The sequence below is a fragment of the Alkalicoccobacillus porphyridii genome (genome assembly GCF_007293315.1).
Classification (GTDB): domain Bacteria; phylum Bacillota; class Bacilli; order Bacillales; family Bacillaceae_D; genus Alkalicoccobacillus; species Alkalicoccobacillus porphyridii.
In genome coordinates this window covers 21659-45172 of the sequence record NZ_VLXZ01000016.1, presented here as the reverse complement: position 1 = coordinate 45172, position 23514 = coordinate 21659, and the positions used below count along the sequence as shown (strand labels likewise).

Genomic DNA, 23514 nt, shown 5'->3' with positions numbered 1-23514 from the left:
GGCGCCCTTCCACTTCAAGGGCTGAGGCCGTTTCCGCTGAAAGCGTAGGGTTCTCCTGTAGCGGCGCCAGTCAGCACATTCTTACATGGCTTTTCAGTTGCCTTGAGGTGAGGGCAAGTGGAAAGCGTGCCCAACCAGGAAGCGAAAGCTAGGATTTTTTATTAAGGAATTACTTCTAATTTCAATCTCTTTTGTCACTCAATCTTACACACAAAAAAATCTTTGTGTGTAATCCACAATGTTTTCCTGAAAACGTTGTCTTCTAAGAATATTGCGAAGAACAGAGCGGCTCAAGTAAAGTTAAGATAGTATTCAAGAGAAACGAGGTGTTCAGGGTGGACGCTTTAAGTAGAGATTTTTTCTTGTTTTTATCTAAGAACCGCGGGCTGAATTACATGGCCAGAAGATGGGGAAAGTCAGTGGCTTCGGGAACCATTATTGGAGGCATTGATTTTGAATCGTCAATTCCACATATTAAACGTTTGAACGAAAAAGGGATCCAGGTTACAGTGGATCATCTAGGTGAATTTGTGACTGACATACAGGTCGCAAAGGAACGAACGCAAGAATGTATAACCACCATTCAAACGATTGCAGCAGAGAAGCTAGATACTCAAGTTTCTGTGAAGCTAACTTCGCTAGGTCTTGATATAGATATCAACCTAGTTAGAGATCATATGCGCGACATTCTCAGAGAAGCAACCAAGCATGAAGTCTTAGTGACAATCGACATGGAAAATGAGTCAAGATGTCAGGCAACGCTTGATCTGTTTACCGAGTTGAAGCAGGAATTTAAGCTTGTTGGTACGGTGATTCAGGCTTACTTATTCCGATCTGAGAATGATTTGAATGACCTTAACGAACACCAACCTTTTATTCGTTTAGTAAAAGGAGCCTACAAAGAAGAAGCCTCTGTTGCTCACACTGAAAAGCAGGATATCAGTGAGAATTTCAAGAAGTTGATTCAGAAACAACTGGAAACAGGAATCTATACAGCTGTCGCCACACATGATGACAGCATGATTCAATATACAAAGCAGCTGGCTGAAGAGCTGAACATACCAAAGGATCAATTTGAATTTCAAATGCTGTATGGTATGCGTGCAAAAACTCAGGAAGATCTAAAGGCAGAAGGGTACAATGTACGCATTTATATGCCATATGGAGATGACTGGTATGGCTATTTCATGAGAAGGCTTGCTGAAAAGCCTTCGAATATCAGCTTTGCTTTAAAAGGTTTAACCAAAAAATAACGCAGGAGGATGATCGTATGACAACACCATATAGGCACGAACCATTCACTGACTTTAGTGTGAAAGAAAATCAAGCAGCCTTTGAAAAGGCTCTAAAAACCGTTAATAAGGAATGGTTGGGTAAGGAATACCCGCTTGTTATTAATGGAGAGCGTATTACGACTGAAGATAAAATTGTTTCATATAACCCAGCTAAAAAGGACGAAGTAGTTGGGACGGTTTCAAAAGCAACAAAGGAACTTGCTGAAAAAGCTGTCAATGCTGCAGCAGAAGCGTTCAAAACATGGAGATACACTTCTCCTGAGGGCCGTGCTAACATCTTGTTCCGTGCTGCTGCCATTGTGCGTCGTCAAAAGCATGAATTCTCAGCATTGCTAGTGAAAGAAGCAGGTAAGCCTTGGAAGGAAGCAGATGCTGATACAGCAGAAGCAATCGACTTCATGGAGTACTATGCGCGTCAAATGATTGATATGGCAAAAGGTAAACCAATTGAAAGCCGTGATGGTGAGTACAATCAATACATCTACACACCAACGGGAGTAACAGTTTCCATTCCACCTTGGAACTTCCTATTTGCTATTATGGCGGGGATCACAGTAGCGCCACTTGTAACAGGGAATACGGTTGTCTTAAAGCCAGCTAGTGCAACGCCTGTTATTGCTGCGCGCTTTGTAGAAGTACTAGAAGAAGCAGGCGTTCCAAACGGTGTTATTAACTTTGTACCAGGTAGTGGAGCAGAAGTTGGAGATACACTTGTTGATCATCCTGAAACAAGCATCATCACTTTTACGGGCTCACGTGAAGTGGGAACACGCATTTTCCAACGTGCAGCAGTAGTGCAGCCTGGTCAACAGCATCTTAAGCAAGTTATTGCTGAGATGGGTGGAAAAGACACGGTTGTTGTTGATAAGGATGGAGACGTCGAGCTTGCCGCTCAGTCTATCTTTGCATCAGCATTCGGCTTTGCCGGTCAAAAATGCTCAGCTGGCTCAAGAGCAGTAGTGCATGCGGATGTGTATGATGAGGTTTTAAACCGTGTCATTGAGATCACAGAAGCACAAACAACTGGTAATCCTGAAAAGCACTCAACGTACATGGGACCTGTCATTGACGCTGCCTCATATGAAAAAATCATGGGTTACATTGAAATTGGAAAAGAAGAAGGCCGTTTAGTGAGTGGCGGAACAGGCGATGACTCTAAAGGTTTCTTCATTCAACCAACCATTTTTGCTGATGCAGATCCACAATCTCGCATTATGCAAGAAGAAATTTTTGGACCAGTTCTAGCATTCTCTAAAGTATCAAGCTTCGATGAGGCGCTAGAAGTGGCAAACAACACGGAATACGGATTAACTGGTGCGGTCATTACAAATAACCGTGCACATATCGACCGTGCAAAGCATGAGTTCCATGTTGGAAATCTGTACTTTAACCGTAACTGCACGGGCGCAATCGTTGGCTATCACCCGTTTGGTGGCTTTAAGATGTCAGGTACTGACTCCAAAGCAGGTGGGCCAGATTATCTAGCTTTACACATGAATGCTAAAACAGTGAGTGAAACATATTAATATAGGGTAATCATATAGATGGAGCGGATTATATTCCGCTCCATCTTTTTGTATATACATAACTGGAGGGATAAGATGAATATCTATTTAATAAGCTCTATCGTAGTCTACATGGTGGCCATGCTTTTTATTGGGTATTACGCGTATAAGCGTACTTCCTCACATTCGGACTATATGTTAGGAGGGAGAGGGTTAACTCCAGGAGTTGCAGCCCTCAGTGCAGGGGCATCTGACATGAGCGGCTGGCTGATGATGGGGCTGCCGGGTGCTGTGTTTGTAGAGGGATTTAGTGCAGCCTGGATTGCCATTGGTTTAACGATGGGGGCGTACATAAATTGGTTGTATGTTGCCCCTAGGCTTAGAACGTTCACAGAAGTCGCTAATAATTCCATTACCATTCCTGGATATTTTGAAAATCGCTTTGCAGACCATACTCGCTATTTGCGTATTTTCTCTAGTATTGTTATCTTTATATTTTTTACCGTTTATGTAGCGTCTGGTATGGTGGCTGGTGGAGTTTTATTTGAGAATGTACTAGGAATGAGCTACCAGACTGGGATTTGGGTATTGGTAGGTGTGACGATTGCCTACACATTGTTTGGTGGATTTCTAGCAGTTAGCTGGACGGATGTTGTGCAGGGCATGATCATGATGCTTGCCCTCGTGCTTGTACCAGTCGTGACTTTGATTACAATGGGTGGACCAACAGAGGTGACTACAGAGGTTCGAGCCATTGACCCTTCGATGCTGAATATCTTTACGGGCATGACGGCAGTAGGCATTATCTCCTTTCTTGGATGGGGACTCGGTTACTTTGGACAGCCGCATATTATCATTCGCTTTATGGCTTTAACGACGGCAAAAGGTGCAGGCAAAGCGCGGCGAATCGGAATGAGCTGGATGATTGTATCACTGGCTGGAGCGGTATTTACCGGATTAATTGGTTTAGCTTATTATGCTCAGCAGGGGATGGAGATTGCAGATCCTGAAACGATATTTATTCAATTGGGGGATATCTTATTTCACCCAATTATTACAGGATTTATTCTTTCCGCTATTTTGGCAGCTGTCATGAGTACGATTTCTTCTCAGCTGCTTGTTACAGCCAGCTCCTTAACGGATGATTTGTATAAATCATTCTTCAGGCGTGCAGCCTCCGATAAAGAGTTGGTCATCGTCGGGAGGTTGGCGGTATTACTTATCTCAGCTGCGGCATTGCTCATTGCCTGGATACAACCTGGAAGAATATTAGATATGGTAAGTTATGCTTGGGCAGGCTTTGGTGCCTCTTTTGGTCCTGTTATTCTCATGAGTCTTTTCTGGCGTAGAATGAATGCTCAAGGAGCACTTGCTGGTATTATATCTGGAGCAGTGGTTGTTTTACTGTGGTCTACTCTGGACTTATCTAGTGTCATTGGTCTATCTGAGGATCTTTATGAGATTATTCCTGGGTTTATTGTTAGTGTTCTGATGATTTATGTAGTCAGTCTGTTAACAAAAACACCTTCAGAGGAGATAACAAATGTCTTTGATGAAGTAAAACGACAATCCTAATGATATAGAAAGCCCTCGGGAGAGTTTACTCAGCCTGAGGGTTTTTCTTTGTATGTCTATTGCTATACAAGGTCCTTTAATACAAGTATGATAGAGGGAAAACGGTGCAGGGGGATTTACAAGGTATGGACAAGCCTCTAAAAAAGCTTGAAGCATTATCAGAGATTGGAGCCATTGTTGATTATGTAAGCAGAGAGTTAAAACGACCTGTTATTCTTGAAGGTGCTGATTTCTCTTTAGCAGCCTATCACTCCTACCATATCCATCAATTTGATTTAGCCAACCAACAAACGATTTTCTCCAAAAAATGTCCGCAGCATATATACGATAAATTTCTTGAATGTGGTATTATCCAAAAGCTACAGGAAAGTAACGAACGATTTAATGTAGGACCAATAGAAGAAATCGGCTTGAACGCAAGAATTGTTAAAACCATCCGCTACAAGGGTGAGATTCAAGGGTATATCTGGTTGCAGGAGTATCAACAATCACTTACGGATCAGGAGCTTGAATTTTTTGAGGAGGCGGCTGTTCATTTAGCGCAAACCATGTATGAAAGCCAGGTGATGAAGTTAGCAAAAAGTGATGCTGCCGATCACGTTTATCAAATGGCACTGGCTCACTCATTCACCTCGAAGCAGCAGCTACAGGAGCTAGCTTACGACGAAGGGATCCCTTTTACACGACATTTAGTTGTCACCGCCATTAAACAAAAAAAAGGAGCTCTCCTTGCAAAAAGGGTGGAAGCTCTAAGGCAAATTGGATTGCCTAATAGCTATATTTTAACGCATGAGGGATCAATTATCGTGCTGACAAGTGAGAATCCCACACAAACCATCATTCGAGCGATGCTCCACTCTCTTAAGCAAGAAGCCGGAGAAGAAGAGTATCGACAAATGTGGATCGGGATTAGTCGATCGTGCTTAAATCTAACAGAGCTAGCAAGAGGATATTCAGAAGCCATAAAGGTTATAAAAATTGCAGATATGTTAGGGGAACAGCCAGTTGAACGAAGAGAATTTTCAACAATTGGTCTATTCAAATATGTAGAGACCCTCTCTCAAGTTCAAGAAGAAACAGGATACCAGAACCCGGATCTACTTATTTTAGAGCGCAAGGATGCAACCAGTCAAACAGAATTTATCAAAACGATTGAGCAATATCTCATTCACAATTGCCGTGTGAAAGCCGCATCAGAGCAGCTTTTTATCCACCCCAATACCCTGTCTTACCGACTAAAACAAATTCAAGAGCTGACTTCCATTCGATTTGACGATTTTAACTTGAAATGCCAGCTCTTAATAGACATTATGGTCTTAAAAAAAACAAGACGCGAGCAAGCCTAATGGAGCCACTCTACTAAGACGGCGTAGTCTAATGATTCTTCATCCTCAACATATTTCGGGAGGATGGATATCGGTGTTAGCCCCTGCTTCAGCATAAAGCTTAAGACAGGATCCTTAAGAGCTTGGTTTTGAACAGCCCGAACATAGTCTTGAACGGATAGCTTGTCCGCATGCTTGTAATAGTCGGGAATGCGGCAAGCCGCAATAAATCGCTTGAGGCCGAGGTCGCGTACAGTTTGCTTGCGAGCTTCATATAAAGCCTGAGCAATGCCTTGTCCGCGCATACTTGGCCTTACACATAAATCAATCCCGTATAAGCTGTCGCCATCAGGTTGATGACTGCCGCGGATGAAGCCTGAATCAGAGACTTCATCCCATGTATGAGAGCTCCCATCAAACTCTATAAGAAGAGAGGTAGCAGAACCAGCAGGCGTCCCATGTACCTCGGCAATAAGGCCACCCTGCGGAAATGTTTCCACATGACTCTGAATCTGCTCTTTTGTCCACCATAAATCCGACGGGAAGGGTGGAGGAAAGGCCTCTTTTTGGATAGTTAATAAAGCATCGTAATCTTCAAGCGTATAAGGACGCACTGTGATCGTACTCATATGTATGAAACACCTCCATCCTTTTATACTAATAGAAATGAGAATTCAATGACAGTTATACAGCTCTGGGAGTTCTCATAAAAAAGTTATGATAACCTAATACATAGAAGTACATGTGAAAGAGAGGAAGTATACGATATGGTAAAGCTATTTTTATTAATAGGCAGCATTATTATGGCATTAGGAGTGGCCATTGGGGCATTTGGTGCTCATGGATTAGAACCACGCATCTCTGAACGAATGATGAAGAACTACCAAACAGGCGTACAATATCATATGATCCACGGCCTAGGCATCATCGCCGTAGCACTTGCAGGCTTGAAACTAACCTCCTCAGCCTTACTCACAGGCGCAGGCTGGGCCTTTTTTATCGGTATCATCTTTTTCTCAGGCAGTTTGTACGTCATGGCATTAACCGGTATCACCAAACTAGGTGCCATCACCCCAATTGGCGGACTAGCCTTTATCATTGGCTGGATACTGCTAGGGACCTTTGCAGTGAGAGCATTGTAAAGTGAGGAAAGATTCGTTAGAGAGAAGCCAGAGCGGGTTGCCAAGAAAGAAGCCCTGCATAGCAAGAGAAACGAGCTCGTAACCAAGAGCGGGAGCGGGTTACCAAGAAAGAAGCCCTGCATAGCAAGAGGAACGAGCTCGTAACCAAGAGCGGGAGCGGCTTACCAAGAAAGAAGCGCGGCATAGCAAGAGGAACAAGCTCGTTACCAAGAGCCAGAGCACCATACCAAGAAAGATACCCCGCACAGCAAGAGGAACGAGCGCAATACCAAGAACCATCCCACCACCTCCAGAAAGAACCACCCCACCACACCAAGAAAACCAGGCATCCAATCAACATCAGTAGACCCCACATCACAATGATGAGGGGTCTTTCCAATTAACGAGGAGAATACGTTCCGAGATCCTGCGAGCTTTGCTGACCAAACGGATAGGAGTAGTTAATCTGCTCATCGAAGGTCACCCAATCAAGATTCACCATTAATAGTAAGTAATATTCTCCGGTTTCGGGATTGCTGACGATAATATGATCACGACCTGCTTCTTCTAACCTGCCGCGGAAAACTCTAGATCTCCATTCGTCATTTCCTTCAAAGGTTTGGTGCACGATGACGTTTTTTCCGCGGTTTAATCGTAAGATGTTTTCAATAAATGATTGTTCAATGGGAAGTGAAGAGCCTCCCTCGGCTGGTGTTGCTCCTTGCTGGGCTTGCTGTGCGAATCCTGGGGTTTGATAGTTTTGAGCTGAAAAATAGGGCTCTTGACCGGCTTGTTGTTGCTGGCGGTAATACTGATCATAATAACCATTGTTCTGATAACCGTTATTCCAAGGCTGTTGATACACGTTTACTCACTCCTTTTTGATTAATACGTATTAAACACTTCTGTGCAATCTTCTGGGGTTGGCTGATAAAAGCAGTGGGACTTATATTGGCCTGAGTTTGCCTGCCCATACCATGTAGCAGGGCAATCCCCACCCGGTCTAAAAAACCACAGCGCGTTATCTGCCGGATAAAAACGTTCTCCATTAATTAACCGTCGAGCCAAGCGTTTGTCTCGCTCACGGGCTCGTTGATAAAAATATCCCTTTTGAACAGCTTCAAATCCACCAGGTGATTGAAAGGCTACCTGTGGAATCGTATTAACATTTCCAAAGTCCAAGCAGCGAACACGGGCTCGATTCACCATCACATTTCCTGCCATGAGCATGCCTTGTTCCCCTTCACCCTCAGCCTCTGCACGCATTAATCGGGCCAACACATCAATATCACTTGAAGACGCTTTGATTACAGCCATCACACACCTCCATACGACTTCCCTCATGCTGTGAATACCTTCATCCCTTTTACTGTATGAACGTGATTTACAGGATATGTACACAAAATAACGAAAAAAACCTTGATCTTTTTTATGCACACTGTTATAGTGTGTATAAAGATATACACACATATACACATTGAGATTTAGGAGGGGTTTTATGTCTGAGAAGCAGCAGTTGAAAGAGTTGGTGATGTTTGAGTTAAGACATATAAGCTACAAAAATATTATTGGATTCATTTACGCTAGTTTGCTTGCAATATTTTTAATCGGTTATTTTAGCTTATCGGGAGAATTCTTTGACTTTATTGACGGGACATTTGGTGTTCATGCCATGGTGGATGTCTTTGTCCTAAGTTATGCTATGTACTTTATTTATTCCATACGACCAAAATCCTTTAGAATGCATGAGCAAAAAGGTGGGTTATATTCAGCGCCATTTCTCCTTTTGTTGAGAACGATGCCGTTTTCCGAAAAAGTAATTGTTCGTTCGCGGGTCTATCTATATGTAATGATTTCCTTAGTGTTAAACTCTATCGTTGGAAGTCTTACGTATTTCGTTGCCACTGATTTACGAGAATTGATTCCTGTAAGTTTGTTTCCCGTCTGGCTTATAGTCTGGAATGTAATCATGTTACTTGGAGGCACCTATATTCCTGCATCAGAAGCGGGAAAGATTTACACTAAGAAATACCTTACCTTTTTTAACTTGATTTTTTTCATTGGAGGCATTGCGGGGCTTCTTTTAATTGCGATTTATAGTGGTAATGGTTTATTTGCATGGGCTGTTATCTTTATGATTAACTACCCAATCTGGTCTCTTATCATTTCAATACTTATTGGATTTCTTTCAATCATCTGCACCTCCTACTACATGAAACGTTATATGCGAGAGGTTGATTACCATGTGTAAACACGTAAAGGGGGTAACCATATGAAGCTTCCGATTCAGCTAGAGGAATCGAGTCGAACTCCGATTTATCATCAAATTGAAGAGCAGATCCATACGTTAATTGTTTCTGGCTATTTAGAGACGGGAGCAAGTCTTCCATCTATCCGTGTTCTATCAAAAGATCTTGCCTGTAGTGTAATTACTACCAAGCGGGCCTACCATAATCTTGAGGAGAAGGGAATGATCCGTACAATGCAAGGGAAAGGAACGTTTGTTGCGGATGTTGATACAGGGGCACGTGAACAAGCAAAGGTAGAAACGGTTGAGAGGGGAATGGCTCAAGCAATTCAAACAGGGAGGCAGCACAATTATAAAGATTCAGAGCTACTTGATTTGTTTAAAAAACTTTTAAAAAAGTAGGAGGAGCGTATGAAACCATTAGTGTTAGCAGACGTACACAAAAGCATTGATTCAAAGGTGATTCTTAATATAAAGCACTTAGATATTGAGCCAGGAAGCATACATGTGTTTGTAGGGAATAACGGGTCGGGGAAGACCACGCTGTTTCATTTAATTGCTGGGATGATTCGACCAGATCAAGGGTCTGTTGAGCGATTTAGTGAATCGATTGAAGAGAAATGGAAACACATGCTTTCTTATATGCCTCAGGAAGTAGGACCGCTATCGTTTTTTTCATTAAAAGAGCTGAAACGTTTAGAGATGATTGCATATAAAGGCTGGGATCATAACCTGTTTGATCGATTGGTAGAGGATTTTGAATTACCGTTAACGAAAAAGGTTGAGACGTTCTCTGTTGGAATGAAAAAGAAAGCCATGACGGCCCTCGCTCTTTCTAGACCCTCTAAGCTCTTAGTGATGGATGAACCACTAGCAGGTGTCGATATAAGTGGTCAGGAGCAATTAAAGAAAGAGTGGATTGCCTATCTAGAACAGGATGAGCAGCGAACGATTTTATTTTCAACTCATTCTACAAGTGAAGTGGGAGAAATGGCAGATTACATTCATTTTCTGAAAAATGGTGAGCTAGAAGGACCTTATGAAAAGGATCAACTAACAGAGCAATACGCTTATATGTGGGTGGATGCTACTCCTGAGCTTGAGCGTTTACCGGGAGTCCTAACCACTCAAACAACAGGGAAAACAGCCATGCTTCTTTCAAATAATCGGTTGATCACAGAGGAAGCGCTTATAGGTCAGCGGGTCCAGATTCAACAGGTTCAGGCTGTGGGTATGGCAGATATTTTGCGTGTGAATTTAGAGCAGACAAGGAGATGAAGGGATGAGCTTAAACATTGATCATGTGACAAAGCAATTCGGCCAGTACAAAGCAGTAAATGATCTATCCATCCAAGTGCCCAAGGGCGAGATGTTTGGCATGCTTGGGGCAAACGGCGCTGGCAAAACAACAACGTTTCGAATGATGCTTGGATTATTAGATCCATCAGAGGGAAGCATTACATGGGATCAACAGAAAATAGATTACAGTCGCACGGGATTAATCGGCTACCTACCCGAAGAGCGAGGTTTATATCCTAAGCTTACAGTAAAGGAACAGCTTGTTTACCTAGGGAAATTAAAAGGAATGAAGAAGCCTGATATTCTTCGGGAAGCAGAGAAATGGCTTGATTTATTTAAGGTTCCAGAATACCTAAACAAAAAAATAGAGGAGCTTTCCAAGGGAAATCAACAGAAAATTCAATTCATTGCCGCTGTGCTGCACAACCCAGAATTATTAATTCTAGATGAACCCTTTAGTGGTTTGGATCCCCTTAATGTCGATCTACTTAAACAAGCCGTTCATCAGTTGAAGGACGAAGGCACAACCATTGTCTTTTCTAGTCACCGTATGGAGCATGTGGAAGAACTTTGTGAGTACTTATGTATATTGCATAAAGGAAGTCCAGTGGTTCACGGCAGGTTGAAAGAGATTAAACAAGCGTATGGTAAGAAAAACATTGTCATTCGCGCAGACTATTCTCTTGATTTTCTAAGGAGTTTTTCGGGTGTGACTAAATTTGATCAGCATTCGAGTGGGGCTCGTATTCAAGTCGATGGCTTGGAAACAGCGAAACAGATCTTTAAAGAAATCAGTGAAAAAGGTTTTGTTGAACGTTTTGAACTAGAAGAACCAAGCTTACATGATATTTTTGTTGAAAAGGTGGGGACGTCATATGAATAATTTTTGGACGGTTACCTTACATACACTATCCAATCGTTTAAAGTCAAAAGCGTTTATCATCACTACGATCATTACAGTTATTTTTATTGCGGGGATTATGAATGTTGATCGCGTATTTGACGCTTTTTCGAGTGATGAGGATGAACAAATTATCATCCTTGGTGAAAATGCGGAATGGAATGAAGCGGCCTTAAGTGAGATTGCGACGGACATCGTGGCGAATGGTCAAGCAAGCGTCGAACCTGCCACGGAAGAGGCGGCCAGTGAACTGTATGAGCAAGGCAATAATAACTATATTCTCTTATTAAATGAAGATGCGGCAGGGCAGCTATCAGCGGTACTTTACGGAGATGAAGCAAGCTCCTCTACAGCGATGGAAATAGAGATGGCCTTACAGCGTGTCAAGGAGGCCTTTGTTACAAGGGATTTAGGGTTAGAAGAGGAAGAGCTCGCTCAGATATACTCGCCTATCTCATTTGAAACGCAAACAGTTGAGGCCGGTGCTTCTCCTGAGCGAACAGAGGAAGAAACCTTTCAAGCACAGGCCATGGTCTATATTATGGTTTTTGTTATTTATCTATCCGTCATAATATACGGCACCATGATTGCAACCGAAGTCGCTACGGAAAAATCCTCCCGGGTTATGGAAATTCTAGTTTCAAGTGTACATCCCATTGTACAAATGTTCGGGAAGATTTTTGGTATTGGTGCTTTAGCCATCTTGCAGGTTGGAAGTATGTTTTTAGGAGCTTGGATTGGCTTTTTAATTCGTGGATCAAGCATTGAGGATTCGTTCCTTCAAGTGATCTTAGGTCCATCCGTTCAATTTGATCTGATTGCGTATGGTCTAATATTCTTAGCTCTTGGCTTTTTATTATATGGAAGCATTGCGGCGATGCTAGGATCGTTAGTTAGTAGGGTGGAGGATGTAAACACCTTAATTCAACCACTAATCTATCTACTAATGATAGCCTTTTTTATCGCTATGTTTGGCTTAACTAATCCAGAATCAATGCTTGTGACTGTGACTTCCTGGATACCCTTTTTCTCACCTATTATTATGTTCCTTCGTTTTGGAATGCTTGCTATTCCTGTGTGGGAAGTCATTCTTTCATTTGGAGTGATGCTTGCGTCTATAGGCGTATTCAGTGTATTTGCAGCCAAGGTATACAAAGGTGGAGTCATCATGTATGGAAGTGGTTCCTTAGTGAAAGGAATCAAGTCTGCGTTATCGCTTTCAAAAAAGTAATAATATCTTCAAAAAGCATTTTGAGAACAGAGGATAAGTATGGTACGATAATTTTGTTGTGCAAATGATAGGAGGTGAATAGGTATGATTGAATTATTGCTTGAAATGATGATGCTTTGGGCCGTTGTCTTAATTGGAATATATATGCTGGCTGCTTTTTCGACGCTGAATCTGTCGTTTAATCAGCATAAAGTAAAATGGAATCAGCAAAAGACAATGCGAGTCGAAGCTCATTCACATTTGATAGCTCTGCCTATTCGCCCTATGTCGGTTATATATCGTCCGAAAATCCCATCAGTTCTTGATCAAATTGCTTCTGATGATGAGGCTCCGTCCCTTGTTGCAGTCGCTTAACCAATGTTCTATATATAACAAGGAGGAGTCAACATTTTGAAGAAGTCTCATATTATTATGCTTACCATGGTGCTGCTGATGCTTGTACTTTCAGCGTGTAACCCAATGGAGCAACAACCGATAACATCTGAAACAGAGGGGTTTTGGAGCCATTTCTTTGTATACCCAATGTCATGGCTAATTACCACGGTTGCCGTACTTTTTAATAATAACTACGGCCTATCCATTATTTTAACAACCATTCTAATTCGTATGGTGCTTTTGCCACTCGTGCTAAAACAGCAAAAAAGTACGCGTAAAATGCAGCTACTTCGTCCGGAGATGCAAGAGATTCAGGAAAGAATGAAGAGCAAAAAGGGAGATCCTCAAGCTCAACAAGAAGTTCAAAAAGAAATGCTTTCTCTTTACCAGAAGCACGGTGTTAACCCACTAGCAGGGTGTTTACCGATTCTTGTACAGTTTCCAATTATCATGGCATTTTACTTTGCGATTATCCGTACAGAGGAGATCAGAGCGCATGAATTCCTTTGGTTTAATTTAGGACAACCAGATTACATCTTGCCAGTTGTCGCTGCCATCACAACCTATTTCCAATTTAAAATGTCAATGAGTCAAATGCAGATGCCAACAGTAGAAGGAATGCCAAACCCAATGAATATTCTACTTTATATCATGCCTGTCATGATTGTAGTAGCTGGTATCACATTACCATCCGCGCTTTCGCTATACTGGGTTATCGGAAATATCTTCATGATTATTCAAACGTACTTTGTGGTCATTCGTCCGAATTTAACGATGGCTGAATTAGAGAAATAAGAGGAAAAGCTGACCGGGCTGGTCAGCTTTTTTGTTATGGGAAGCAAGGGTGAGGTAGGAAAAGAGCGGATACATCACGAGGAGGCCGAAATACATCGGAAGAAGAGCAGATACATCGCGAGGAGGCCGGAATCCATCGGAAGAAGAGCAGATACATCGCTAAACACCCCAACTAATTGCATCCAACCACTCCCTCACAAAAAAAGTCCCCGAGAAATACATTCTCAGGAACTCAATTAAACCCTAAACATGAAAATATTTAGCCATATGATCTTTCTTTAACAGGGTCCCCACGTAGAAGGATCCGAATTCTCCGTAACGTGCGGATACTTCGTCAAAACGCATTTCGTACACAAGCTTTTTAAATTGAAGGACATCATCAGCAAATAACGTGACGCCCCATTCCCAGTCGTCGAAGCCAATAGAGCCGGAGATGATTTGCTTTACTTTCCCGGCATAGCTACGTCCAATCATACCGTGGCTACGCATAAGGGAGCGACGCTCGTCCATATCTAGCATATACCAGTTGTCTTCTCCGTCACGACGTTTATCCATTGGATAGAAGCAAACGTACGGTGCGTCAGAAAGAGTTGGGTACAATCTTGAGCGAACATGCGGATTCTCATATGGGTCTTCGTTACTTTCGCCAGCAAGATAGTTACTTAGCTCGACAACGGATACATAGGAGTATGTCGGAATTGTAAATTCAGCAAAGGCTGTTTTATTAAATGCATTTTCCATTTCATTAAGCTCATCCATGGTGGGACGCATCAGCATAAACATGACGTCTGCCTTTTGCCCAAGGATAGAGTAAATAGTGTGTGTTCCTTTTTCAAAAAGAGTGGCTTCTTCCCATTTAGAGAGAAGGCTCTTAAGTTCAGCTAATATCTGTTCTCTTTCCTCAGTTGGAACTTGTTTCCATGCAGCCCAATTTACTTTCCGGAAATCATGTAGGACATACCAGCCGTCTAATGTTTTTGCAGCTTCATTCATTGTATTACAACCCCCTGTGTACACTCTACTCATTTTGTTTTATTCCTATCTACATTATCATATTTCCCTTGGTCAAAACATCAATTCGCACAATCGGGCACATAAAATAAGAGTTTCTTGAAAAAATAAATGTAAGCGATATCCACCAATATCCATGGTGCTGTAAGCGTATACGCGCTGGCACTTTTTTTAGTTGCAAAAATGACAACTTTGTGTATACCTGTTCCCTTTTACGAAAAACAGGGGTATTCTAGAGGTATACAGGGTATAGATAAAGTAAAGGAGGGTTTGGCATGAGTGATTTGTTTTCTACTATTAAAGAGCAGGTCCAACAACATCAGCCAGCCATTGTTTTTCCAGAAGGAACAGACGAAAGAGTATTAAGGGCGGCTGTTCAACTTAAAGAAGAGCGTATCGTTAAGCCTATTTTAATTGGTGATCTAAACGCTATAAAGGATGTTGCTAAACAACACGGAATAAGAATTTCGTCCGACTTGACTATATACAATCCAGCCGATTACGCAGAGTTTGATGCAATGGTGGAAGCTTTTGTTGAACGACGTAAAGGAAAAGAAACAGAGGAAAGTGCACGAAAGATCCTACTTGATGTAAACTATTTCGGAACGATGCTTGTTTACATGGATAAAGCAGAAGGATTAGTTAGTGGCGCTGCTCACTCTACTGGAGATACCGTTCGTCCTGCACTTCAGATCATTAAAACGCAGCCAGGAATTAAACGTACTTCGGGTGTTTTCGTTATGGTGAAGGATGAGCATAAATTTGTGTTTGGTGATTGCGCGATTAACATTGCACCAAATGCAGAAGAGTTAGCCGAAATTGCGATTGCGACAGCAGAAACAGCAAAATTATTTGATATCGATCCAAAGGTAGCAATGCTGAGCTTTTCAACGCTTGGATCGGCTTCATCTCAAGAGACACAAAAGGTTTCTGAGGCTACAAAAATTGCCCAGAAGGAACGTCCAGACCTTGTCATTGATGGTGAATTCCAATTTGATGCAGCCTTTGTTCCGGCGGTAGCACAAAAGAAAGCACCTGATTCGCCATTACAAGGACAGGCTAATGTCTTTATATTCCCGAGTCTTGAGTCGGGTAACCTAGGCTACAAAATTGCCCAACGTCTTGGTGGCTATGATGCGATCGGTCCAGTTCTCCAAGGTCTAAATAGACCAGTGAACGACCTTTCTCGCGGATGTGACACAAACGATGTGTTTAAGCTTAGCTTAATTACAGCGATGCAGGCTGTTAACCAGCGGGTGACAGTTTAATATTAGAAAAACGCAGCGATTTCCGCTGCGTTTTTCTTTTGCTTAAATCGGGGCAAGACAACGATCGTGCCGCTGAGTCACTCGAATGAGCTGTTGTTCAAACAAGCCTTGTTCTTCTTTTGTAGCTTCTGATGGAACAAGCTTCGCACCAAGCTCTGTCATAGCTTGAAGCGCACGCTGCAATACATCCTTCACTGTAAGTGCTTCCCCTGTTAATTCCTCTAGAGAGGCCATCGTTTCTGGACGAATAGCGGGTACGTCGAAACGAGTCTCGCCATCCTGAAGCGCTTCTTCATAAAAGTCTCGAATAACCCCGGCGCGTGCGGACCCACTCCCGGTCACGCAGAGATAAATTTGGACAGCGACTCCCCCGCGTGTCCGTCGCTGAGATATTCCGGCAAACTTCCGTCCCCCAATACTTAGATCATAGCTTCCTGGACAATAAGAGCCAACAATTTCACGCGCTTCAATTTGATCTCTATAGGTGCTAAACATTGTGCGAATGAGCGTTACCATCATGTCGTAGCCCGCATTAATGGACCAACCCTTCTCCTCTTGAAAAATAAGTGAGAGATTAAGGACCCCTTCGTCTAACATAACAGCAAGTCCGCCTGAATTTCGAACAACCGCACGATACTGCGGAGATAGAAACGTAAGTCCTTCATGAATATAAGGTAGTCTGGAATCCTGTGTGCCGAGTACAACCGTATGGTGATGAACCCAGGCTCTAAAGGCTGCTCCACCGCTATTTCCCACCGTTTGACACAGCATATCGTCAAAGGCGAAGGATTGAAGGGCGTCGTATTCCGGTCCCCGATTTGAATGGTCAAAATAACGCCAGCTTTTACTAAATTCTTGTGTTTCTTTTTCAGCCATCATAAAAAAAATCTCCCGTTTCTTATAGAACTAATTAGCTTAGTATACCATGTTCTCGAAGCACATGTAGCCATACGCTCTGGTATGAATTAACATTGCACGCGTTGATCTGTGTGGTATACAATAGCACACATGTTTCAAGGGCTATGGAATTAACACTGGAAAATTGTTTCATTTACGAAAAAAGAGGGAATGAATTAGAAATCATATCAAGTGAAGAGAGGAGAACGAATATGAGTTTAACAGTAAAAATTCTAATAGGACTCGCTGTTGGTGCGATTACGGGAATTATCTTTAATATCTTTGCACCAGATGCTTTTCAATACGTCGATACATATTTCTTTGACCCAATCGGTTCAACATTTCTTAATCTGATCATGATGATTGTGGTACCGCTGGTGTTCTTTTCTATTGCACTAGGAGCAGCTGGAATGGGAGATCCTAAGAAATTAGGTCGAATTGGCGGGAAAACCGTTGGATTTTTCTTGATCACAACAGCTATTGCTCTAGCAATTGGTTTATCCATTGCTCTGATTGTACAGCCAGGAGATGAAGGATTGCTAGGTGAAGCAGATGAAAGCTATACAGCTGAAGAAGCTCCACCGATTATGGAGACCATTACAAATATTATTCCGTCTAACCCAATTGGAGCAATGGCAGAGGGTGACATGCTACAAATTATTGCTTTTTCATTATTTGTAGGGATTGCGCTTGCCATTCTTGGAGATAAGGTTAAAGGTATTACGAAGCTATTTGAACAGGGTAACGAAATTATGATGTACCTTGTCGGCATTATTATGAAGGTTGCTCCATATGGTGCGGGTGCATTACTCGCCTCAGCTCTTGGAGATGCAGGGATTGCAGCTATGAGTTCTTTAGCCATGTATATGCTGTGTGTGGTGGGTGCGCTGATTATTCATAGTGCGATCACATACGGTGGGGCTGTCTCTATCTTCGGCAGAATGAATCCGATTAAGTTCTATAAAGGATTCTTTCCAGCTATTGCGATGGGTTTCAGTTTATCAAGTAGTAATGGTACATTACCTGTATCCATGAAATCAGCACAGGAAAATCTCGGGGTATCTAAACAGGTATCTAGCTTTGTTCAACCGCTGGGTGCAACGATTAATATGGATGGTACGGCCATTATGCAAGCCATAGCAACCGTATTTATTGCACAGGTATATGGCCAAGCACTTTCTGTCCCTGACTTATTAACCATTGTTTTAACAGCGACCCTTGCAAGTATCGGAACCGCTGGAGTACCAGGAGTAGGTATGATCATGCTTGCAATGGTCCTTACCTCGGTAGGACTTCCGCCTGAGGGGATTGCTCTTGTTATTGGTGTCGATCGTATTCTCGATATGATTCGTACCTCAGTTAATATCACTGGAGATGCTGTGTGTGCAGTTATTTTAGACCATAGTGAACGAAAAAATGGCCACATAGATGATGATGACTCAGACATGCAGGCGACGTCCTGACATACGACCAAGAACCAAGGCAGCTACGATATCAGCTGTCTTGGTTTTTTCATTTCATCCTGTACCTCGCTCATGTATAATAAAAACATTAGTATTTGCGACGAAAATGGAGTGGAACCGACATGACAGAATCCTATCGAGGTTTGCTTGATGAAGAGAAAGTGTTTAAGGATCCAGTGCATCGATATATTCATGTTCGGGATAAATTGATTTGGGCGCTCATTGGCACCAAAGAATTTCAGCGTCTTAGACGAGTGCGGCAATTAGGGACAAGCTATGTCACCTTTCATGGTGCCGAGCATACTAGGTTTACCCATTCCTTAGGGGTCTATGAGATCACAAGACGTATGATTGAAGTCTTTCAAGGTAGACCCCATTGGAATGAAAAAGATAGACAGCTTGCACTAGTTTCAGCTTTACTACATGATGTTGGTCACGGGCCTTTTTCGCATTCGTTTGAAAAGGTCTTTCATTCTGATCATGAAGCGTGGACAAGGGCAATTATTCTTGGTGATACAGAGGTAAATCAGGTTCTAACGTCAATAGGTCCTGACTTCGCCAAGGAAGTAGCGGAAGTCATAGAAAAAACATCTTCAAATAAACTGGTGACGAGTATGATCTCCAGCCAAATTGATGCAGACAGAATGGATTATTTACAGCGAGATGCCTATTACATCGGAGTTAGCTATGGGCATTTTGATATGGAGCGTATTTTGCGTGTAATGAGACCCACTGAAGATCAAGTGGTGATTAAACAAAGCGGCATGCACGCGGTAGAAGATTATATTATGAGCCGCTATCAAATGTACTGGCAGGTTTATTTCCATCCTGTTACGCGAAGTGCTGAAGTGATATTAAGTAAAATTTTTCAGCGAGCAAAGTTTTTATACAAAGAAGGCTACCGGTTCCAACAGCCTCCCCAGCATTTGTTTTCTTTTTTTGAAGGAAAACCAACCTTGACAGACTATCTTAAGTTAGATGAATCGATTGTTCTATATTATTTTCAGATGTGGCAGGAAGAGGACGACGAGATCCTAAAGGATTTATGTCATCGATTTATCAATCGAAAGCTGTTTAAGTATGTGGAAATTAACCCTAATAATCAAATGGCTGATTGGGCAAGACTTAGAGAGTTATTTACTCAGGCTGGATTAGACCCGGATTATTACCTAGTGGTTGATTCCTCCTCAGATCTTCCGTATGACTTCTACCGACCTGGAGAGGAAGAGGAGCGGGTGCCTATCCATTTAGTTAAGCCTAATGGCAAATTAAGAGAGCTTTCAAGGGAATCGGATTTAGTTGAATCCATTTCCGGAAAAAAACGAACGGACCATAAGTTATATTATCCAAGTGACTGGCTGGCATCAAAAGAAAATAAGGTGGAAAAAGAAGAGATTCGCAATCTGTTATTTCAAGAAAGGTGAAGGAGGCGCATATGCTAGAAGAACATGCTAAATTAATGACTTTCTTTTCACAAGCAGGCGAGGTCATTGGACGGAAGAAATTACAAAAGATGATATACATATTAAAGAAGCTGAACGTTCCCTTTGGAGAGAAATTCACCTTTCACGTCTATGGACCTTACTCAGAAGAGCTAAGCCTGCGCATGGAAGAGCTGACGAATCTAGGGCTTATTGAGGAATTAAAGGAAGATAAGGGGCATTATTATCACTATCGTTACAGTCTTTCAGACGAGGGCACACGCTTTTTAAAGCTATCAATGATTAACCTGCCCGATCTAACTGATGTAACAGGCGACTTAAATCAACAGAGCTCTCGTTTCCTTGAATTGTTATCCACATTATTATATTTTGACCATCTGTCTGGTGAGGAATTGAAGCAGAAGGTCATGTCTGTAAAGCCAAAACAAAAATATACAAATGAGGAATTTGAGAAAGCGATTCATTATATGAGTCAGCTTAAGAATTATGTGGTGCAATAGGGGATTAGACACAATATCACATTTTTTTAGACAGCTTTTTTATGTAAAAAGAGCAGTGGTTTTTATATAGTGGAACTAGTTCATCGAAAAGCTGATGTCTAGATAACGTGAAGGGTGAAGATCATGAAATTCTTCAGCTATGCCTTATTGTTTTGGCTGTTGTTTGGTGCTGGCATTCCACTATTGCTTCGCTTAATGATTATTCGACCAATAGCTGGTTATATAACACTAGGAGTTATTCTTGTCATTTGGTTCAGTGTACATCACTATATAAAATTTAAAAAAAGAAGACCGATAGAGTATTAATCTCTCGGTCTTCTTTTTCATTCATCCTATGCATCGGAAGGACGTTTTCCTGCTTTGCCCAAATGGGTAGGCTTCATTTCTTCAATAATGACCGTCACGCTCTCCGGAGTCGCATCTACCGTTTCAACGACAGTAGAAGTGATTTGCTCAATTAACGCTCGCTTCTGATCATCATTACGACCTTCTAGCATTTTTACAGTTACGATTGGCATGGATAATCCCCCTTTATCAGCTTCTTATCCAGTATAGCATAGGCAATCTTCTAATAATCGAAATCAGCAAGCTCCGAATAAAGAGTCGTATCAATAAGCTCAGCTTCGAGAACATATCGATCAGGGGCAGATCCTACAAATTCAAACGGATAACAAGTAGTCAACGTCAGCTGTGCCTCTTCTGTTGATACAATCACCGTACGATCATCTTCATCTACAATACGCTGCCTAAAAATTTTGTATGTGTATTCACCAATTTTAGTTCGAACAATTAATGTGTCACCCTCGCCAACATCTCCAAGCTTGCGAAATACTGTGTCGCGATGACCAGACAATACCGAATTATCAGGGTCTCCAGGCAATACACTCTGAGCAAAATGCCCGACTCCTTGATCTAACTCATTATCGTCCGTGCCATGATAGATGGGCAAAGTCGCCTTAATGGCAGGAATCTCAAGCTCACCCATTAACTCGCCCTGCTCAGGCCACCAATCAATCGGCTCAGTGGGCTCAGGCGTTTCGACTTTAGGTTTTTCAGCAGAAGGCGTTTGAGCCTCCACTTGCTCTGTTTTAAAAAGGAAATACCCCTTGGCGAATTTGTAGGCATTTGTTGTCGTAAACCACAAACCAAAAACGATAAGGGCAGCGGTGAAAAAAAGAAGGAAGAAACGCTTATTTAAGCGCTTCGTCCTTTTCTCAGATCTCCTACTCATGACGCCATCTTAAGTCTACGGAATAAGATCACTCCGCCTAACGTCATCATTAGACCAATCATGGCATACGCAGGGTAAGAAGTAGCCGTTTTAGGCATTTTTGCACCATCCACTGTTTTTGTTACTTTTTTGGATGTAGTGCTAGCCTCTGCTTTGGATACTTTTTTGTCGCTAGGTTTAGCTGTCTTTTCAGCTGAACTAGGGGGTGTAGGATTTTGGTTTTTCTCTTCTACCTTATTCTCTGTTTCTCTAGCCACTTCTTCAACATCACCACCAACCTTCTTCATGAAAACAGCATTAAACATCTCAGCAGAAATGAAGAAATCAGCCAATTTATCGTTCTGTTGATTATATAGCACAACCAATAAATCATATCCTTCAAGTTTATCTAAATTCATTAAGTCAGTAAAACTTATAGGTTTTTGTTCACCAGGCTTGGCTAGATAATACTCAGGTTTTAATTTTAGTAAGTCAATAAGCTCTTTACCAATTGAGAATAATTCAGCAATTTCTTCTGCAGTAAGTTCCCTTGCAGATTCAAAGTCATCAAAAGCAATCATACGATCTGCTAGTGCAGAAAGCTGGTCAACTGTTTCTGGATTACTTTCAATAACATCAAATAAGTGATTGATCAGATTTGTATACTCCTCACAAGTGAACTCGAATTCTTTAAAGAATGGCTCAAGAGATGGGTCACAGTAATCTTCTTCTTCTTCCCAATCCCAATCCCATTCAAAATTCTCTAATAAGTAGTCATCTATATCTTCAGTAAAAATAAAATCATCTATTGTATATCCATTCTCTGCAAGTAATGAGATTAGCTCGTCGTATGTAATTTCAAACCAATCAAGAGTATATTGGATAAAAGGAAAACCATCTGGATCGGTACCTTTTACTGTGTAAACGAAGTAACTTAATTCCTCTAACGTATCAAAATCATTTACGTATTGACCCCAACGAGCCAAATACTCATCCAATTGGTCTCTAGTAATCTCTCTTTCAATAAGAAACCCCTCTAATTCCTCATCATTCACTGAGGCAAAGCTCACATTTGGTACAGACAAAAATAATAGTGCAAAAACTAGGAATGCAGACACAAACCTTTTCATCATTTTCCTCCTAAAGGGAATATTTTGTATGGTGCTGAAATGATTATAGTCCTATGATCTCTAAATATCCATATATATTTTCATATTTTATAATTATTTTATAATATCTCTATTCAACTCTAATATACTACCATATATTCTATATAACTCTTGTATGCTTATGTCGTTGGTTGGGGAGAGTTGTCGGATTTTGCATATGCTGAAAAATAGGAACCAAAGACTGAATGTGTTAAAATAAAAAAAACAAACGGAACAAGTTGAAGGGGAGTTCAGCTAATGGATTTATTAAATAATAAGAACTTAAAGAAAAAGACATCAACCGGTTTTACGATATTAAGCGGGGATTCGACTGATGGGCATGGTGGTTATGGTGCAGGAACACTAAACCTGGATAATATGACACCTGTTTTTGTTAACCCAGAGGACGATGAAGTTTTTGTAGATATGGGCGCCCTCCACGCTAGATCCTCAGTGGAAAAACGAATTAAATTTTTAAAGGAAAAAGATAAGGTTCCAAATGGCAAATTGTATTGGCTCGTCTGGGTAACGATTCTTTCTAAAGAGAACAAACCGTATTATGGTGGGGTCGCAGGCTGTGAAATGCGTGTTGATACGGAAATCAGACGCGGCTACAAAAGCATGCCAGAGCACGTGAACAAAATGGATAAATCCTTAAAAGGCAAAATTGTTGTAGATGATATGGAAAAGAAATCTCGTCACCTACTGGCCGAATTTCTCAAGAGCCACAACGAAGAAATGTGGAACCATTCAGACGCCGAACTTCACGATGCCCTGCAAAAGGATTAAACAGTAAGCACATAGTGCTTGCTGTTTTTTTGTGGGGAGAGAGTAGTGGGATGGATGGGATATGAGGGGGAGGAGGAAGTGAAACGATGGAGGAGAAAGTGAAACGATAGATGGTG

26 protein-coding genes are annotated in these 23514 nt (G+C 41.7%); 18 read left to right on the top strand and 8 right to left on the bottom strand.

Annotation, left to right across the window (positions count from 1 at the left end):
- The first annotated feature begins 335 nt into the window (after positions 1-335).
- The 4 genes from FN960_RS18650 (at position 336) to FN960_RS18635 (ending at position 5721) form a co-directional block, all read left to right on the top strand.
- A complete protein-coding gene (locus FN960_RS18650; protein ID WP_143850386.1) occupies positions 336-1253 on the top strand; it encodes a proline dehydrogenase family protein in 918 nt (305 codons plus the stop codon).
- Between the two features lie 17 nt (positions 1254-1270).
- A complete protein-coding gene (pruA, locus tag FN960_RS18645; RefSeq protein ID WP_143850385.1) occupies positions 1271-2821 on the top strand; it encodes an L-glutamate gamma-semialdehyde dehydrogenase in 1551 nt (516 codons plus the stop codon).
- 75 nt (positions 2822-2896) lie between these two features.
- Positions 2897-4375: a sodium/proline symporter PutP gene (gene putP, locus FN960_RS18640; RefSeq protein ID WP_143850384.1), complete on the top strand. Its 1479-nt coding sequence runs from the start codon at positions 2897-2899 to the stop codon at positions 4373-4375.
- Positions 4376-4500: 125 nt separating this feature from the next.
- Positions 4501-5721 (top strand): PucR family transcriptional regulator, encoded by a 1221-nt coding sequence (locus FN960_RS18635; RefSeq protein ID WP_143850383.1) that lies wholly within the window; start codon positions 4501-4503, stop codon positions 5719-5721.
- Here the strand turns inward: FN960_RS18635 and FN960_RS18630 are convergent.
- A complete protein-coding gene (locus tag FN960_RS18630; RefSeq protein ID WP_143850382.1) occupies positions 5718-6329 on the bottom strand; it encodes a GNAT family N-acetyltransferase in 612 nt (203 codons plus the stop codon). The genes FN960_RS18635 and FN960_RS18630 overlap by 4 nt on opposite strands.
- A 138-nt stretch (positions 6330-6467) precedes the next feature.
- Between FN960_RS18630 and FN960_RS18625 the strand changes: the two genes are divergently transcribed.
- Positions 6468-6842, top strand: coding sequence for a DUF423 domain-containing protein (locus FN960_RS18625; protein ID WP_143850381.1), 375 nt, complete (start codon positions 6468-6470; stop codon positions 6840-6842).
- Between the two features lie 379 nt (positions 6843-7221).
- Here FN960_RS18625 and gerQ read toward each other — a convergent pair whose 3' ends face one another.
- Entirely contained in the window at positions 7222-7686 is a 465-nt protein-coding gene (gerQ, locus tag FN960_RS18620) for a spore coat protein GerQ (RefSeq protein ID WP_143850380.1), read from the bottom strand.
- 20 nt (positions 7687-7706) lie between these two features.
- Positions 7707-8138: a cell wall hydrolase gene (locus tag FN960_RS18615; RefSeq protein ID WP_143850379.1), complete on the bottom strand. Its 432-nt coding sequence runs from the start codon at positions 8136-8138 to the stop codon at positions 7707-7709.
- Between the two features lie 181 nt (positions 8139-8319).
- Here FN960_RS18615 and FN960_RS18610 point away from each other — a divergent pair, with 181 nt between their 5' ends.
- From FN960_RS18610 to yidC, 7 genes are all read left to right on the top strand, one after another.
- Entirely contained in the window at positions 8320-9072 is a 753-nt protein-coding gene (locus tag FN960_RS18610) for a hypothetical protein (RefSeq protein ID WP_143850378.1), read from the top strand.
- Between the two features lie 21 nt (positions 9073-9093).
- Positions 9094-9471 (top strand): GntR family transcriptional regulator, encoded by a 378-nt coding sequence (locus FN960_RS18605; protein WP_143850377.1) that lies wholly within the window; start codon positions 9094-9096, stop codon positions 9469-9471.
- A gap of 9 nt (positions 9472-9480) precedes the next feature.
- Positions 9481-10347 carry an ATP-binding cassette domain-containing protein gene (locus FN960_RS18600; RefSeq protein WP_143850376.1) on the top strand — a complete coding sequence of 289 codons (867 nt, stop codon included), beginning with the start codon at positions 9481-9483 and terminating at the stop codon, positions 10345-10347.
- Between the two features lie 4 nt (positions 10348-10351).
- The gene (locus FN960_RS18595) at positions 10352-11251 is read left to right on the top strand and encodes an ABC transporter ATP-binding protein (protein WP_143850375.1); all 900 of its coding nucleotides are present in this window, start codon (positions 10352-10354) and stop codon (positions 11249-11251) included.
- A complete protein-coding gene (locus FN960_RS18590; protein WP_143850374.1) occupies positions 11244-12500 on the top strand; it encodes an ABC transporter permease in 1257 nt (418 codons plus the stop codon). The genes FN960_RS18595 and FN960_RS18590 overlap by 8 nt, the downstream gene beginning before the upstream one ends.
- Positions 12501-12584: 84 nt before the next feature.
- Positions 12585-12854 carry a hypothetical protein gene (locus tag FN960_RS18585; RefSeq protein WP_143850373.1) on the top strand — a complete coding sequence of 90 codons (270 nt, stop codon included), beginning with the start codon at positions 12585-12587 and terminating at the stop codon, positions 12852-12854.
- Between the two features lie 36 nt (positions 12855-12890).
- Positions 12891-13670, top strand: a complete 780-nt coding sequence (yidC, locus tag FN960_RS18580; protein ID WP_143850372.1) for a membrane protein insertase YidC — start codon at positions 12891-12893, stop codon at positions 13668-13670.
- A 243-nt stretch (positions 13671-13913) separates the two neighbouring features.
- Here the strand turns inward: yidC and hemQ are convergent, their stop codons facing one another.
- Entirely contained in the window at positions 13914-14663 is a 750-nt protein-coding gene (hemQ, locus tag FN960_RS18575; protein ID WP_143850371.1) for a hydrogen peroxide-dependent heme synthase, read from the bottom strand.
- Between the two features lie 293 nt (positions 14664-14956).
- Here hemQ and pta point away from each other — a divergent pair, with 293 nt between their 5' ends.
- Positions 14957-15949: a phosphate acetyltransferase gene (pta, locus tag FN960_RS18570; RefSeq protein ID WP_143850370.1), complete on the top strand. Its 993-nt coding sequence runs from the start codon at positions 14957-14959 to the stop codon at positions 15947-15949.
- Positions 15950-15991: 42 nt separating this feature from the next.
- Here pta and FN960_RS18565 read toward each other — a convergent pair whose 3' ends face one another.
- A complete protein-coding gene (locus FN960_RS18565) occupies positions 15992-16825 on the bottom strand; it encodes a lipoate--protein ligase family protein (RefSeq protein WP_143850406.1) in 834 nt (277 codons plus the stop codon).
- Positions 16826-17058: 233 nt separating this feature from the next.
- Here FN960_RS18565 and FN960_RS18560 point away from each other — a divergent pair, with 233 nt between their 5' ends.
- The 4 genes from FN960_RS18560 to FN960_RS18545 all read left to right on the top strand — a co-directional run bounded on the left by FN960_RS18560 (position 17059) and on the right by FN960_RS18545 (position 20557).
- Positions 17059-18309: a dicarboxylate/amino acid:cation symporter gene (locus FN960_RS18560; protein ID WP_143850369.1), complete on the top strand. Its 1251-nt coding sequence runs from the start codon at positions 17059-17061 to the stop codon at positions 18307-18309.
- A 122-nt stretch (positions 18310-18431) separates the two neighbouring features.
- Positions 18432-19733: an HD domain-containing protein gene (locus tag FN960_RS18555; protein ID WP_143850368.1), complete on the top strand. Its 1302-nt coding sequence runs from the start codon at positions 18432-18434 to the stop codon at positions 19731-19733.
- An 11-nt stretch (positions 19734-19744) separates the two neighbouring features.
- Positions 19745-20251 carry a YwgA family protein gene (locus tag FN960_RS18550; protein WP_143850367.1) on the top strand — a complete coding sequence of 169 codons (507 nt, stop codon included), beginning with the start codon at positions 19745-19747 and terminating at the stop codon, positions 20249-20251.
- A gap of 123 nt (positions 20252-20374) precedes the next feature.
- Entirely contained in the window at positions 20375-20557 is a 183-nt protein-coding gene (locus FN960_RS18545) for a hypothetical protein (RefSeq protein ID WP_143850366.1), read from the top strand.
- Between the two features lie 26 nt (positions 20558-20583).
- Here the strand turns inward: FN960_RS18545 and thmT are convergent, their stop codons facing one another.
- Genes thmT through FN960_RS18530 form a run of 3 tightly spaced genes read right to left on the bottom strand, consistent with a single transcriptional unit; the run spans position 20584 to position 22594 of the window.
- Entirely contained in the window at positions 20584-20769 is a 186-nt protein-coding gene (gene thmT, locus FN960_RS18540) for a 2-hydroxymuconate tautomerase (RefSeq protein WP_143850365.1), read from the bottom strand.
- 50 nt (positions 20770-20819) lie between these two features.
- Positions 20820-21482 carry a class D sortase, LPxTATN-specific gene (srtD, locus tag FN960_RS18535; protein WP_143850364.1) on the bottom strand — a complete coding sequence of 221 codons (663 nt, stop codon included), beginning with the start codon at positions 21480-21482 and terminating at the stop codon, positions 20820-20822.
- Positions 21479-22594: a processed acidic surface protein gene (locus FN960_RS18530; RefSeq protein ID WP_143850363.1), complete on the bottom strand. Its 1116-nt coding sequence runs from the start codon at positions 22592-22594 to the stop codon at positions 21479-21481. The genes srtD and FN960_RS18530 overlap by 4 nt, the downstream gene beginning before the upstream one ends.
- 273 nt (positions 22595-22867) lie before the next feature.
- Between FN960_RS18530 and FN960_RS18525 the strand changes: the two genes are divergently transcribed.
- Positions 22868-23398, top strand: coding sequence for a YwhD family protein (locus FN960_RS18525; RefSeq protein WP_143850362.1), 531 nt, complete (start codon positions 22868-22870; stop codon positions 23396-23398).
- Positions 23399-23514: the final 116 nt, after the last annotated feature.